This is a genomic window from Citrobacter sp. BDA59-3 (assembly GCF_015167655.1).
In the GTDB taxonomy this organism is placed as follows: Bacteria; Pseudomonadota; Gammaproteobacteria; order Enterobacterales; family Enterobacteriaceae; genus Phytobacter; species Phytobacter diazotrophicus.
This window is the reverse complement of the sequence record NZ_CP063427.1, coordinates 1,250,751-1,264,373: the sequence shown is the minus strand read 5'-3', so window position 1 is coordinate 1,264,373 and position 13,623 is coordinate 1,250,751. Positions and strand designations below refer to the sequence as shown.

12 protein-coding genes are annotated in these 13,623 nt (G+C 50.9%); 10 read left to right on the top strand and 2 right to left on the bottom strand.

Annotation, left to right across the window (positions count from 1 at the left end; translation table 11 throughout):
* Positions 1 to 104: 104 nt before the first annotated feature.
* The 8 genes from IP582_RS05845 (at position 105) to IP582_RS05815 (ending at position 7,261) form a co-directional block, all read left to right on the top strand.
* Complete coding sequence (locus IP582_RS05845) at positions 105 to 1,244, top strand: D-alanyl-lipoteichoic acid biosynthesis protein DltD (RefSeq protein ID WP_071195764.1); 1,140 nt, start codon at positions 105 to 107, stop codon at positions 1,242 to 1,244.
* Positions 1,241 to 1,363 carry a hypothetical protein gene (locus IP582_RS25455; RefSeq protein WP_255423173.1) on the top strand — a complete coding sequence of 41 codons (123 nt, stop codon included), beginning with the start codon at positions 1,241 to 1,243 and terminating at the stop codon, positions 1,361 to 1,363. The genes IP582_RS05845 and IP582_RS25455 overlap by 4 nt, the downstream gene beginning before the upstream one ends.
* Positions 1,364 to 1,372: 9 nt before the next feature.
* Entirely contained in the window at positions 1,373 to 2,491 is a 1,119-nt protein-coding gene (locus IP582_RS05840) for an MBOAT family O-acyltransferase (RefSeq protein WP_041852334.1), read from the top strand.
* Positions 2,488 to 3,921: an AMP-binding protein gene (locus IP582_RS05835; RefSeq protein ID WP_193795353.1), complete on the top strand. Its 1,434-nt coding sequence runs from the start codon at positions 2,488 to 2,490 to the stop codon at positions 3,919 to 3,921. The genes IP582_RS05840 and IP582_RS05835 overlap by 4 nt, the downstream gene beginning before the upstream one ends.
* Before the next feature lie 17 nt (positions 3,922 to 3,938).
* Positions 3,939 to 4,157 (top strand): acyl carrier protein, encoded by a 219-nt coding sequence (locus IP582_RS05830; RefSeq protein ID WP_041852336.1) that lies wholly within the window; start codon positions 3,939 to 3,941, stop codon positions 4,155 to 4,157.
* A 374-nt stretch (positions 4,158 to 4,531) separates the two neighbouring features.
* The gene (locus tag IP582_RS05825; RefSeq protein ID WP_125125183.1) at positions 4,532 to 6,076 is read left to right on the top strand and encodes a methyl-accepting chemotaxis protein; all 1,545 of its coding nucleotides are present in this window, start codon (positions 4,532 to 4,534) and stop codon (positions 6,074 to 6,076) included.
* A 413-nt stretch (positions 6,077 to 6,489) separates the two neighbouring features.
* A complete protein-coding gene (locus IP582_RS05820; RefSeq protein WP_228007942.1) occupies positions 6,490 to 6,960 on the top strand; it encodes a hypothetical protein in 471 nt (156 codons plus the stop codon).
* Positions 6,961 to 7,060: 100 nt separating this feature from the next.
* The gene (locus IP582_RS05815) at positions 7,061 to 7,261 is read left to right on the top strand and encodes a hypothetical protein (protein WP_193795352.1); all 201 of its coding nucleotides are present in this window, start codon (positions 7,061 to 7,063) and stop codon (positions 7,259 to 7,261) included.
* A gap of 45 nt (positions 7,262 to 7,306) precedes the next feature.
* Here the strand turns inward: IP582_RS05815 and IP582_RS05810 are convergent, their stop codons facing one another.
* Together IP582_RS05810 and IP582_RS05805 are read right to left on the bottom strand one after the other, a co-directional pair.
* Positions 7,307 to 9,091 carry a hybrid sensor histidine kinase/response regulator gene (locus tag IP582_RS05810; RefSeq protein ID WP_193795351.1) on the bottom strand — a complete coding sequence of 595 codons (1,785 nt, stop codon included), beginning with the start codon at positions 9,089 to 9,091 and terminating at the stop codon, positions 7,307 to 7,309.
* Positions 9,088 to 9,720 carry a response regulator transcription factor gene (locus tag IP582_RS05805; RefSeq protein ID WP_193795350.1) on the bottom strand — a complete coding sequence of 211 codons (633 nt, stop codon included), beginning with the start codon at positions 9,718 to 9,720 and terminating at the stop codon, positions 9,088 to 9,090. Before IP582_RS05805 ends, IP582_RS05810 begins: the two co-directional genes overlap by 4 nt.
* 178 nt (positions 9,721 to 9,898) lie before the next feature.
* Between IP582_RS05805 and IP582_RS05800 the strand changes: the two genes are divergently transcribed.
* Positions 9,899 to 10,213, top strand: coding sequence for a hypothetical protein (locus IP582_RS05800; protein WP_193795349.1), 315 nt, complete (start codon positions 9,899 to 9,901; stop codon positions 10,211 to 10,213).
* 201 nt (positions 10,214 to 10,414) lie between these two features.
* Positions 10,415 to 13,441 carry an autotransporter domain-containing protein gene (locus IP582_RS05795; RefSeq protein WP_193795348.1) on the top strand — a complete coding sequence of 1,009 codons (3,027 nt, stop codon included), beginning with the start codon at positions 10,415 to 10,417 and terminating at the stop codon, positions 13,439 to 13,441.
* Positions 13,442 to 13,623: the final 182 nt, after the last annotated feature.

Below are 13,623 nucleotides of genomic sequence, written 5' to 3'. Positions count from 1 at the left end.
TCCAAATACCCATTGTCCCAATTGTTGTCTATTTGTTGTAACGCTAAGAAACAACAAATTTTAAACAAGTTAATGTCATGTAGTCTTACTTTTTTATAATGATAATGAAAATCAAAAATACTCTCTGCCTACATATCCTGATGGCTCTCCTCGCCATCCTGGTTCTGAGCGTTCACCCGGTGGTGACGAGCTTTGATCCGCCGCTTAAATTCCAGCCGATGATTAAATCGATGGAAGGCACACCAAAAGAGCAAGCAGAAAAAATAGCCACCATTTCCCATGCATTACAAGGGAATGCGATTTTTTTTATCGGGGCATCAGAAGTTTCTACTTCCGAAAATGAACATTACGCTGCCTATAATTACTTCAATAAGCAATTGCACAGACCTTTAGTGGCATATGGCGATAGTTATGTCGACGACGTCACACAATTTTTACTGTTCTCCCGTTTTAAAGACAGCCTTAACGCAAACAGTAAAGTGGTGTTGCTCCTGGCACCGGATAGCTTTTATTCAAATGGGCTTCCTCCGGCGATCTTTGCGGATAATTTCCCGGGTTCGATTTTCGATCCATTAATGAAAGACAAGCAGGCTCGTCCTTTGCTGGTCAATTACTTAAAACATATTGAAGCGGACGATATCAGCCATTTGAGTTTTGGTGAAATGGCCATTTATGGCTGGCATCCGGACCTGATCTGGGAAGAGGTGAGCTATCAGTTTGCCAACTTCTGCACCATGATAAAAAACGACTGGCTGGACCTGCTCAATATTGAGCCACAGCCTGCCGCGCAACCCTGGCCCGCACAGCCTGGCAACATAACGATGCCCGACTGGGATCAAGAGCTGGCGAATGCCCGTGAACTCAACAAAGTACGCAAGCAAAGTGCAGCCACAATGTGGATGGACAAGGCGGTTTATGAGGCCGGGGATACCCCTGAGCAGTGGGATGACACGCCTGTCGTGCCGAAGCAAATCGAGGTTTTCCGCGCCACCATCAAGCTCCTGAAAGAGCGCCATGTACAGGTGATTGCGATTGTCGACCCGATTAACCCATGGGCGCTGACCAATACCAATACGTTCCAGCCGGTTGATAAACAAATTCAGGCAATCCTGACGGAAAACCAGGTGCCTTATTTAGATATGTATGCGATGCCGTATCAAAACGGCTGGAACTGGGATCGTCTGCACCCATCGGAAACGGCATGGGTTCCTATGGTTCGCTTTATCGCGGAGAACTTTAAATGATGAAAACCGCCATTCGCCTGTTTTTACTTTATCTCCTGCTGGCGATAACCATTGTCGCGTGGACCTCCGTGGATGACAGCATGAGTTTGCAATTGCATTTTGAATATCAAAAGTTCTGAGGACGAATAATGTACAGCTCAGGCATGTTTTTCTTCTATTTGTTCTCATCAGCGCTGGTGTTTGCGCTGGTTAACCGCGTATTGCGTCACCGACTGACATATATATCCGCTTTTTCCGTGCTGGCGGCTTTAGGCTGGGGGTATATCTTCGAAGGCGACTATATTGTCCCGGTGGCAGTATTTTTCAGTTTTTATATTCTTGTCACATTAAAAGAGAAAGGTTGGTTAAAAACCTGGCAGGCGGTCACATTAACGCTGCTGCCGCTGTTTCTGGTGAAATTACATCTGAACAACCACTGGGGCATGATCGGGCTCTCTTTTATGACTTTCCGCGCCATCGATGTGCTGCTGTACCGCAGTAAAAAGGATGGCCAGAATTTTCTGCACTATTTCTGCTACCTGTTTATGCCGTTTATTATCCTGGCCGGCCCGATGTATCGCTGGCGGACCTGGATGACGGATATCAATAAACCGGTTTTCACGCTGACTCGTGAGCAGTTTTTAGTGGCTTTAGAGCAAATTATTACCGGGATTATCCAGAAATTCTTGTTCGCCATGCTGGTCGATACTCTGGTCGTTCAGCCGTGGAGCCATGAAGCGTTTACCCTGAAAGTGGGCGTGGTGATGTCGATTGCCTACAGCGCCTATCTCTACTTTGATTTTGCGGGTTACAGCAACATGGCTATCGGGGCGGGCCGCTTATTTGGCCTGAACATTCCGGCAAACTTCAATATGCCGATTCTGGCGAAAACCCCGCAGGATTTCTGGCGCCGCTTCCATATCAGCCTCTCTGAATGGCTGAGGGACGTGGTCTTTATGCCGATTTATATGAATCTGATGAAGCACAACTTTTTCCGCCAGAACAAAACGCTGGCGCAAAATATTGGCATCTTCTGCACCCTGTTTTGTATGGGGGCATGGAATGGACTCGAACGACACTACGTCATTAGCGGCGCGCTGTTTGGCGCCATTTCCGTTGTTCACAACATGCTGCAATGGTTTGCCAAACGCCATCCGGCTTTGAGCAACGGACTTCAACATCCGGTTTCTGTGTTTGTGGGACGAATTTTGACGCTGGGAAGCGCCGCGGCCTCCCTTTACATCTTTAGTGGAATGTCTCCCTTATGAAAAATGACTCCGAACTTCTGGAACTACAAGACTTCTTGCGTGCGGCATTACGCGATCCCGCGTCCCCTCAGCAACTGGCGATCAGCGGTAGCGATGAAGCCATCACCTGGCAACAGCTCTCCGTCGCGGTTACTGACTGGGCGCAACGTTACCAACAATGCAACCAACCTGCCGGTACGCCGGTGGTGTTGTACGGGCATCAGCAGGCGGAATTTGCCGTCGCGCTCTATAGCTGCCTGTTACACAATATTCCGTACATTCCGGTGGACTGCATCTATCCGCAGGAGCGTCTCAAAGAGATTTGCCAGCTCGCCAATGCCCCCTTCTATTATGATGTGACCACGAAAAAATTTATCGCGACCGGCATAACCGGCCAGGTACTGGCCGAGCCAGATCTCGCCTACATCATGTTCACCTCCGGCAGCACCGGAAAACCGAAAGGGGTGCAGATCGGACGTGAAAGCGTATGGCATTTCATGAAGTGGGTAAGTCAGGACTTTTCCTTGCCGGAAAAACCGGTGCTGATGAACCACGCGGTGTTCAGCTTCGATCTCTCGCTGATCCCCCTGCTGGCGAATCTGGCCACTGGTGGGCACATTGTGCTGAACGCGAAAGAAGATATCACGGCGGAAAACTGGCTGGATCGCCTGAAAGCGAACGATGTTTCCGTCTGGGTTTCCACCCCCTCTTTTGCCTATCAGCGCCTGCTGTCGCCCCAGTTTAATAGCGACTATCTGCCTGAACTGAATGTCTTTATTTTCATTGGCGAAGTATTAAATAAAGCGCTGGTAAAACAGTTACGCCGCCGTTTCCCGCAGGCCAAAATCCTTAACTCCTACGGCCCAACGGAAGCGACTATCGCCACCACGGTGGTTGAAATCACCGATGAAATTCTCAATAACGACAACCCGCTGCTGCCCGTTGGCGTGATGATGCCGGATACCCACATGGAAATTACCGCCGATGGCGAGTTGATCATCTGGGGTAAAAATGTGATGCGCGGTTATCTCGGCCTGCCGCAAGAGAACGCGGCAAAATTGCTGCGACGCGAAAGTGAAGAATATCGCGGTTACAGAACCGGCGATCTGGGTTACGAAGACGGTCTTATCTACTGCCAGGGTCGCAACGATAGCCAGATCAAACTGAACGGCTACCGTATTGAAATCAACGAGATTGAAAATCGCCTGCTGGCGATGTCCGGCATCAGTGAAGCGGTTGTGCTGCCGCTGATGAAATCATGCGGAAGCGTTCTGCGAATTGCGGCATTCTGCGTGACGGATCTGGCACCGGAGGTGATCAAAACATCCCTTTCGAAAGTGATCCCCCATTACATGGTGCCGTCACAAATTATTATTAAAGATGCATTGCCGCTTAATCCGAACGGCAAAATCGATCGTAAATTGCTGGACACCCATGCCCGCACCAATTAATTAGCCAGGAAACTATTATGGAACAAGAAATTCTCGCCCTGTTTGAAAAAGTGTTATCCCGCAAAGTGGGCTTTCATGATGAACTGATTGAGTCTGACATTCTCGACTCAATTCTGGCGGTCGATCTGGTGCTGGAAGTGCAGGACGTTTACGGCTGCATGATCCCGCCGACCGAAGTCGCCACCGTGCTGAAAACCCCTGCGGATTTGGCGCGCTACATTGAAGAAAACCGTTAATCGTTTGTGAGGTTAATGGCTTTTGTGAAAACCCTGAATGATTTGATTCGGGGTTTTTTTATACCATTTCATCTCCCCTGACATCCCCTATTTCGCTTGTTATTAAATAACTTTAATCCCACTAAAAATATTAGTGTGATCGCCCTCATATTTATCTTCATGACATAAAAATCGTCAACCGCGTTACTAATATTAACTCTTTATTTACCAAGCAGTTAATTTCTTTATAACAAAAAAGGAACATATTGAATATTTATATCGATTTTATCGATTAATTTCTTTTCTTTAATTCCCGATAAAAGATATAGCGCGGTCTGATACCAGGGTTGCCGACGCTAAACCAACCATATAAAACAACAACAGGTTAGCATGCTATGAAATTATCCTTTGCCCAGAAACTGTGGATCCCACTCATCGTCGCGCTGTTATGTCTTGCCGGAACGTTATTTTTCGGCTCTGTAAAAATTAAAGAGAACCAGCTCACATTGCGAGAACGGGAGTTAATGCATGTATCGCAGTTAGCCCTTAACGTTGTAAAAACGCAGGCTGCACTTGCCGACAAAGGATTGATTTCACAAGAGGAGGCACAGCAACGGGCCCTTCAGACTATTAAAGATTTGCGTTATGGTGAAACCGGTTATTTTACCATTCTGAATAATCAGGCGCAGGTCATCATGCACCCGATAAATGCCGCGCTCATTGGCAAAGGACCGGATATTTCCGATGCAAATGGGGTTTATATTTTTCGGGATATGGTGGCGGTAACCAAAAACGATAACGCCGGTTTCACGCAGTATATTTTCCCGCGCCCCGGCGAAACAGAGCCACAACCTAAAGTTGCCTACAGTATTCCGTGGACACCCTGGGGCTGGATAATCACTACCGGGTTGTATGTCGATGATATTCAGCAAGCGTTTATGAGTTCGCTTTACCAGAATATGATTGAATTCGTTGTCATCAGCCTTGTACTTTCGATTCTTGTCTATTCCATTAATCGCAGCACGCTGAAAACGCTCGGTGGTGAACCGCGTTATGCCGCAGAAGTCGTCTCGCGGATCGCCTCCGGGGACCTGTCGCAGGCGGTGAACAAGAAAGCCAACGATAACGAAAGTCTGGTACATGAAATGGGAGTCATGCGTGAGCAGTTGACCTCGGTTATCGCGGAGATCAGGGGCGTCGCGGAAGTCATTAACACTAGCACCCATGAGATCGTCGCCGGAAACCAGGAGATCGCTGAACATTCCGAACAGCAGGCCGTGTCGCTGGAAAAAACGTCGTCCAGCATGGAAGAGATTACCGCTGCCGTAAAACAAAATGCGGAAAATGCCGGACAGGCGCGCGAACTGGCGCGAGGCGCGGTGGATATCGCTTCGCGTAGCGGTGTGATGATGCAGAATGTGAATAGCACCATGAGTGGCATTTCTGAAAGCGCCGGTAAAATCGCCAACATTATTGAGGTGGTCAATAGCATTGCCTTTCAGACCAACATTCTTGCGCTGAACGCAGCCGTTGAGGCAGCGCGCGCCGGTGAGCAAGGGAAAGGATTTGCTGTGGTGGCCAGTGAAGTGCGAAATCTGTCCCTGCGCAGCTCTCAAGCCGCACAGGAGATCAAAGTGCTGGTCGAAGAGTCGGTAGCGCGAGTCAACAGCGGTTCTACCCAGATCAAAACCGCCGGAAGCCATATCGACGAGATGATTGAAGCCGTGCAGCGCGTTTCAGACATCATGTCGCAAATCTCGGTGGCGACCGATGAACAGAGTATCGGGATAAGTCAGGTGAATGAATCGATCGTACAAATCGACTCGGTGACGCATCAGAACTCCCAACTGGTTCAGCATGCCGTTGCCGCCGCCAGCGCCCTGGAAGCACAGACCCGGCGGCTGACCCAAACCGTGGCCTTCTTTAATACGGGCCGCTAATCGATCCGTAACACACCGGGAACCCGTGCACGAGGGTTCCCGGTAATTAACATCGTCATTCCAGGCCCCCTTCGCCCAGAAAGCCATTCCCTGTCAGATAAAGCGCAAGGCAGATTACAGTAACAGAATTATCTGCTATTCCGACGGATATCGCCTCTCAGTATTATGACTACCCGTGACGTTATCCTTTAAATTTCTGCACCAGAATTTGTATGAGCAATAATGATTTTTCTGACTGTAAACCCATGGAATCTTCCCCGACCTGGGGGCTTGATAGATGTATTTATCTGGAAAGTCGTTTCCGATAAGTTTGCGGAGGTATCGGATATATTCAGAGATTTAAAGATGCCTGGGTCATTCATAATAAAAACGCCATCAGAACCGTAGCTGAGCGTTATCATTTACCGGTGGAATTGCTGGCCGGTGTATGCTGGATCGAGGTGGGCGGCGATCCGAATTTCATTGACAAAGTCGCGTTTGAAGTCAGGGCATTTGACTGGAGCGGCCCCGCTTTTGTCGATCGTAATTTCACTATCACTAATCCGCCGGAAAAAACGTCTTTTGGCTTTGTCAGCATGCAGTTACGCACAGCGGCCAGGACACCGGGCCTGGATGTGTCAAAGATGGATATGAACCAGTTGCGAACGCTGGCAAATTGCCTGGAAAAAGATGTCTATAACATCAACCTGGTTGCTCAGCACCTGAGGCAACTGGCCGATTATGACAAACTGCCCGCAACGTTAAGCATGGAGGATGTCCGGATTATCGGCGCACGTTACAACAGGGGGCTTATCCCGACGCTGGAAGAAATTAAGAGAAATACGTCGTATGGCGATTTTATCGTCAATCACTGGCAGCGATTCAGCAAACTGATTTGGGGATAACATGAATAACATAGTAAGGATTGTTTTACTGTTAACGTACTGCCTGGGTCTTATACTTTTATGCCTGATCTCCGTCGATAAATATTCATGGATGAGTGAAATGGATCCCGCACTATCTGCGGGTTCAATCATCGCAGATACCAGCAACAGCAACCTGACCTCGCTTTTAATCTTTATCGGCATCATCGTTATCCAGCTTATTGCCGTCATTTTCGAGAAAACGCGTAAAATGAAAGGCCTTGCAGTTGTCCTGGCTCTTATCGCCGCCGCCGTTTTTGTCGCCAGAACACACTATTTCTAAGCGGCGGAGACTTGTCTCCCCCCGTTTTTGCCGATCGCGCGCCGCTTACTGGCTGGCCGACCACTGTGTTAACAGAGCATGCAGCGTTGCAGGTTCCAGCGGCTTGCGCAGCACCAGATACCCCTCCTCTTCTGCGTCGCGCAGTACCGGAGAGTTGAACTCGCCGCTGACCATCGCCCCGCTGACCTTTGGCAGGCGTTCAAGCAGCGCCTTGAGGATTTCAAAACCGCTTTCACCCGAGCGCAATCGCTGATCGCACAGCACGACGCTTGGGGTAAATCCCCCGTCGACAATAGCAAAAGCCTCTTCGGCGGAGGCGGCGCAGCGCACAACGATCCCCCAACTGCTCATCAAACTTTCCCAGGCGGAGGTGACCAGCGGATCGTCATCAACCACAAGACAGCTTCCCCGTAGCGATGCGCGGCGGGTAACCGGTACGACGGCGTCGATGGCAGGGGTGGGATCGAGCGCTTTACTCTCTCCCTGATGCTGCTGAAAGCGCATCCAGAAGCGGGAACCTTTCTCCTCAATAGACTGCATACCGTAAGTGACGTTCATCAGTTTCGCACAGCGCGCCACCACGGCAAGCCCGAGACCGTGCCCGGCACTGTCGATTTTCCACGCCAGTTCGGGGCGGTAATATGGAGAGAAGATTTTGTTTTTTTCGTCATCGGCAATGCCCACCCCGGTGTCCCACACTTCAAGGAGACACGCTTCACCGCGCGGGCGAATCGCCACCAGCACGCCCCCTCGCGGCGTGTAGCGCAGGGCATTCTGGATCAGATTGATCAGCGACTGGCGCACCAGCAGCGGGTCGCCCATCACGTAGATGCGCCGACCGGGCCGCCAGGTACGGAGCTTCAGTCCCCGGCTTTTCGCCTCCTCGCGAAACAGCGTGATAACTGAATCCAGCAGCGCACCGATGTCCACATGGGTTGTGGTGGTCATCATATTGCCCGATTCAATCTTGCTCAGATCAAGTAACGAATTGAACATCAACTGAACGGAGCGCACGCTTTGCTGCAAGTCCAGCAACTGCGGCATCAGCGCGTCATTGCTGTTTTTATGAATAATCGCCTCAATAAGAAAACCCATGGCGTGCACGGGCTGGCGCAGATCGTGGCTGGCGGTGGTCAGAAACTGATTTTTATCGCGCAGCGCCTGCTCAGCCTCCTCTTTTGCCTGGCGAAATTGTTCTGCCAGACGCGCACTCTCCTCTTCCAGCCTGGCCTGCTGAATAAAAAAGGCATGCGACGTTAACGCGTGACGGTAGATCGCAAAACCGTACAGCAGGTTCAACATCAGAACGATCAACATCACGTCGTCCATACGCCAGATGATGCCGAGATTTAAGAATCCCCAGGAAGAGAAAAAAAACCGTTTAAAGGTACTGATGACCGGTGTTAAATGCGTCGCGTTGGCGGCGACAATCGCAGCGATACTGATATTCAGCAGCAGGAAAAAATCAAAGCTTTGGTTCTGCGGGGTAATCAGGTAAAGAGAAGAAATACCCATGCCGTGAGCGAAGGCGACCTTATTAAGATTCGGCAGCCAGCGGCGCAGAACATCATCTGCATTATTTTCTTTGATTTCCCGCAGATAGCGTCGGTGCCATATTCTGATTAACCCTGCGCAGAGCAGGTAAATAACAATCCAGACAAGGGTTGGCCCGGTGTTTCCCCCCAACCAATATATCCAGATTGCAAATGGAATGCCGACAAAAGGCACAGCGGTAAAGCTGAACACCAGGCGGATAAAGGTATTATTGAGCAGGCGGATCTGCGCACGCGATGAAATGGCACTATTATCCACATCGGCTATCCATTTCATGATGATTCATCCCGCTGGCCGTGAAGAAGTGTAATGACTTCCACACGGGTATTAACGCCCAGTTTTTTTAAAATATTGCTGATATGCTCTTTAACCGTAGGCTCTGATATTGAAAGTTGCGAAGCGATCCTTTTATTGGGCAATCCACGCATCATCATCTGTAAAACCTCTCCCTGACGTGGCGTTAAGTTAAATTTTTGCAATATAGCACTGTCTTTTCCATTTATCTCAGCATGAGGCTCCGGAAACCATGTCTGATTATTCATAAGCGCTTGAACTGCCTCACCAAATAATTCCGGCGCCTCGTTTTTCAGCACAAAACCATGCCCCCCGGCATTCTGCACTTTCATCCGGATATCATTATTTTCGTCGCCGCTTACCACTAGCAAACGCACTTTAGGAAAGTTGTTCTTAATTTCTTTTAGTAATTTCAGTGCGGTAGAAGATGAAAGCCAGAAATCAATGATCAGCAGGTCTGGCGGGCCATTGTCGCGGATATGTCGATAACAACTCTCCTCATCCGCCACCACCATGACTGATCTGAACCCTAAATGGGACGCCAGAAAATTAGCAATTCCGCTGCCGACCAAAGGGTGGTCATCAATAACCAACGCATAATATTTTCCCAAAGGTATCTCCTTTTGGTGAGTGGAAAGGGCGATATTCTGCCAATTTCCACATCAACAACACTCCCTACTTTAGGAGGGTTTTGTATTCCAGAAAAGAGAAATATCTTATTTCAGTTCTTAAAAAAGAGAAATGTTTTGCCATAGCGCAATCGATACGGACTGATTACAAGGATAATTTATGAAAAAGCCACTCATCGCACTCGCCGTTACAATTATGGTCGCGGGTTGTTCAACGTTGAAAACCGATCAGGCTATTCCGCTCCTTCAGGCGGAAACAGCAAAAATGCTGGGGCTGGGATCATCCGATGAAATTACCGTTAGCCAGGTGAATGGTGCTCAGCCTGATGCGCTGGGCGGGCAAAAACTTACCTATCGCGCGACCACAGAAAAAGGCCGTATTTTTGATTGCTCATCCATGATGATGCCGGGAATTTTAGGTTCTGCGCCGACCCTGAGCGCACCAACCTGTACGCCGGTTGTTACCCATAAATAATCTGTCGCAGAGAACGTTATTGCCGTTCTCTATATTCACCCGCCGCAGCGTAATAACCAGGGAGTTATAGGTTTTCGCTTCGCCGGATAATTTACCTGCACGCCTGAATTCGCGAAATAAAGCGTCATACAAGTCAGTGAATTTAATCTCTATAAAACAATGACCTTCGCGACATCACGTTAATCAATCTGGAGATAGCACGTGAATGACAATTTCTCGCACCAATTAAAAGTGAAAACTTCACTTTCTAAACTTTACCTCGCTCTGTTCTCTGCCCCACTGATGTTATTGATGCCCGAGGATACCCGGGCTGCCGATGTGATTTTTGATGGCGATACCCAGGTCACGCAGTCGTTAGTCTATACCGATGATGTCTATGTGGGCCGCACGCAGAGCGGCAACTTGCTCATCAATAACGGGAAAATAACGGCTTACAACGTCAATATCGGCAGGCTCTATAACGGTCAGATTTTCAACAGCGCGGTGACGGTCAGCGGACCGGATGCTGAGTTGAACGCCCTGAACGATCAGTTCGTTCTGCACGGCAGTATGGACCTTGGCCTCGGCACGCTACGGGTCGAAAATGGTGCGCTGGCCAGCGCGAAAGAGATTGTGGTGGGCACCACCCGGGGCTATGACAGCCACCTTATCGCCACTGGCGCGAACTCCCGCGTCACCAGCAACTATCTGAGCGTTGGCACCACCGCGGGTTCACGCTCTACCGTTTCAATCGAGGATGGTGCGCTCCTTACCACCAACCTCCAGGCACGCATCGGCGATGGCTACGATCCGGATGAAACGGACAAGCTGAACCCGAAAGCCACAGTGACGGGTGAAAACTCCCGTTGGAACGTCACCCAGTTACTGACACTTAACGGCGATCTCGACGTGCTCAACGGCGGCGCAGTTAACGTCGGCAGCATTGAGGTCGAGGGTGTTTCCGGTACGCGTAAAACCGCCGAGTTGTACGTCGCGGGCAATAATTCCCGCTTCATCAGCGGTGGCAATATCCTCGTGGGCGATTACGGTAACGGCGTCGTGTCAGCGGTGGATGGGGCGGTGATCTCCGCAGGCAGTAACGCGATCGTACTGGGCGATACCGGATCGGGTTCCAACCGCGGAGCGCTGGTTATCGGTAGCCGCGGCAATATAGATACCGGTACCGGCCTTACTGAGCCAACGTTAGGCGCAGCAGGTGGCGCGGGCACCATTGATGCCCGGACGGCAGTTGTCTTGCGCGGTGGGCTGTTCGGCAGCTACGTCTACTTCAATCACACCGATGATAATTATCTGTTCGCCAACACCATGAGTGGCGAAGGTGATGTCATCAACGCCTCGGGGCAGACGACACTCAACGGCGACCTGACCGGACTCAAAGCGAATGTCCTCGCCCGTGGCGGCAAAATCATTATTGCCAGTGATATCAACACGCTGCCTGAAACCAATATTTTTGATATCCAGACCCTGAGCGCGGAAAACGGCGGGACGTTAATCCTCAACGCCACCGCCGGGAGTGACGTCAGCAACGGCCCTGGCTACAGTAGCGCCGCGTCGATTAAAGCGGGCGGTACCCTTGGCGGCAACGGCACCCTCGGGCAAACGGAGATCCTCTCCGGCGGTCATATTTCTCCGGGTGATGGCGGCATCGGCACCCTGACGCTGAAACGCTACCTGAACTTTATCGGCGAGTCGTTCTATGACGTCGATATTACCGGTGACGGGCGCAGCGATCTGCTGAATGTGGAAGGTAAAACCACCATCAGCAATCAGGCTACCGTGCAGGTCACCGCACTCGATCCGCAGACCAGCTACCAGAGCGGCCAGGTCTATCGCATTCTCAACTCGGCAGGCGGTATTGATGGTCAGTTCGCCTCTGCGGTCTCTAAATCTGCCTTCCTGGATGTGGCATTGAATCAGAGCGCAAATGCCGTAGACCTGAGCATCACGCAGAAAGAGAACGGTGAGAATCCGGGCAATCCGGGTGGCGAGAATCCGGGTAATCCCGGCGGCGAGAATCCGGGCAATCCGGGCGGTGAGAATCCGGGTAATCCCGGCGGCGAGAATCCGGGTAATCCGGGTGCGGGCAACCCCGGCAGCGGCAAACCGGGCATCTTCCAGACTGTGGCACAAACGAGCAACCAGTGGAATACCGCAGGCGCACTCTCGACCCTCACACAAAGCGGCCCATCGCTGGCACTCTATAACTCGCTGCTGATGTTAAGCGCACCGGAAGCTCGCGACGCGTTCAACCAGCTCTCGGGCGAGGCTTACCCTTCCGTTCAGTCCACGCTTATTGCGGGCAGCACTCAGTTGTTTAACGTGTTGAATCAGCGCATGGCGAGTTCATTCGACAATGACACGTTGCCGATCCCGCCGCTGGCCATGTCATTTGCTCAGTCCGCCCCTGTGCAGAACAACGGTGTGTGGGGACAGACATTCGGCTCCTGGGTGAAAACCGACGGCGACGGTAATACCGGTAAGCTGGACGGTAACACCGCAGGCTTCCTGCTGGGTGCCGATCGTAAGCTGGACAGTCATAACGTAAGAGTGGGTGGCTTCTTCGGTTACAGCCGTGGAAATTACGATGTCGACAGCCGTCGCTCCTCAATGGATATCGATAATTACCATCTCGGCCTGTATGCAGCGGCGCGTCAGGACGCGTTCTCCCTGCGTGGCTCACTGGGTTACACCTGGCATAAAATTGACGCCGAACGTAAGGTTGATTTCAGCGGCTACTCGGATCGCCTGAGTGCCAATTACGATGCCAACTCACTGCAGGCCTTCACCGAAGCAGGCTACCGCTTCGGCCAGCCGGAGCAAAATATCGAGCCATTCGTTAACCTGAGCTATATCCGTCTGAACACGGATGACTTCAAAGAGGACGGCGGTGCTGCAGCCCTGAGCGTGCATAACGACACGTTAGACACCTTCTTCTCGACGCTCGGCGCACGCGCGGTGACTGAACTGCCGAAAAACGTCAGCCTTTACGGCTCGTTAGGCTGGCAGCACGCCTACGGTGACCGAAAAGCCTCCTCGCGTATGGCATTTGCTGGCAGCGACGGCTTCACGAGCGAAGGTAACCCGGTTGACAAGGATATGCTGGTAGGCGACGTGGGCGTCAGCTTTACACTGCCGCACTCGGCGACGCTGAATGTCGGTTATAAAGGACAAATCGGTTCCGACACCCGTGTCAACGCCGTGAACGCCAATTTCCGCTGGTCATTCTAAGTGATATAGCGTGTTACCAGGCCGCCCCGATGGGCGGCTTTTTCGTTAACAGGGCGAAAGGATAGTCAAGAGTTTTACTCGTCAGTAACCGCGCTACGAAAAGAAAATAGGTAAATGACATAACTCGCGCCCACACAGATTTTAATTCTGGCTGCTTCCCTCAGTTTAATGGTTCCATAATC

Bases quoted from the DNA above. Each gene is read 5' to 3' on its own strand.
- IP582_RS05845 (WP_071195764.1), top strand. From the start codon at position 105: ATGAAAATCAAAAATACTCTCTGCCTACATATCCTGATGGCTCTCCTC.
- IP582_RS25455 (WP_255423173.1), top strand. From the start codon at position 1,241: ATGATGAAAACCGCCATTCGCCTGTTTTTACTTTATCTCCTGCTGGCG.
- IP582_RS05840 (WP_041852334.1), top strand. From the start codon at position 1,373: ATGTACAGCTCAGGCATGTTTTTCTTCTATTTGTTCTCATCAGCGCTG.
- IP582_RS05835 (WP_193795353.1), top strand. From the start codon at position 2,488: ATGAAAAATGACTCCGAACTTCTGGAACTACAAGACTTCTTGCGTGCG.
- IP582_RS05830 (WP_041852336.1), top strand. From the start codon at position 3,939: ATGGAACAAGAAATTCTCGCCCTGTTTGAAAAAGTGTTATCCCGCAAA.
- IP582_RS05825 (WP_125125183.1), top strand. From the start codon at position 4,532: ATGAAATTATCCTTTGCCCAGAAACTGTGGATCCCACTCATCGTCGCG.
- IP582_RS05815 (WP_193795352.1), top strand. From the start codon at position 7,061: ATGGATCCCGCACTATCTGCGGGTTCAATCATCGCAGATACCAGCAAC.
- IP582_RS05810 (WP_193795351.1), bottom strand. From the start codon at position 9,091: ATGAAATGGATAGCCGATGTGGATAATAGTGCCATTTCATCGCGTGCG.
- IP582_RS05800 (WP_193795349.1), top strand. From the start codon at position 9,899: ATGAAAAAGCCACTCATCGCACTCGCCGTTACAATTATGGTCGCGGGT.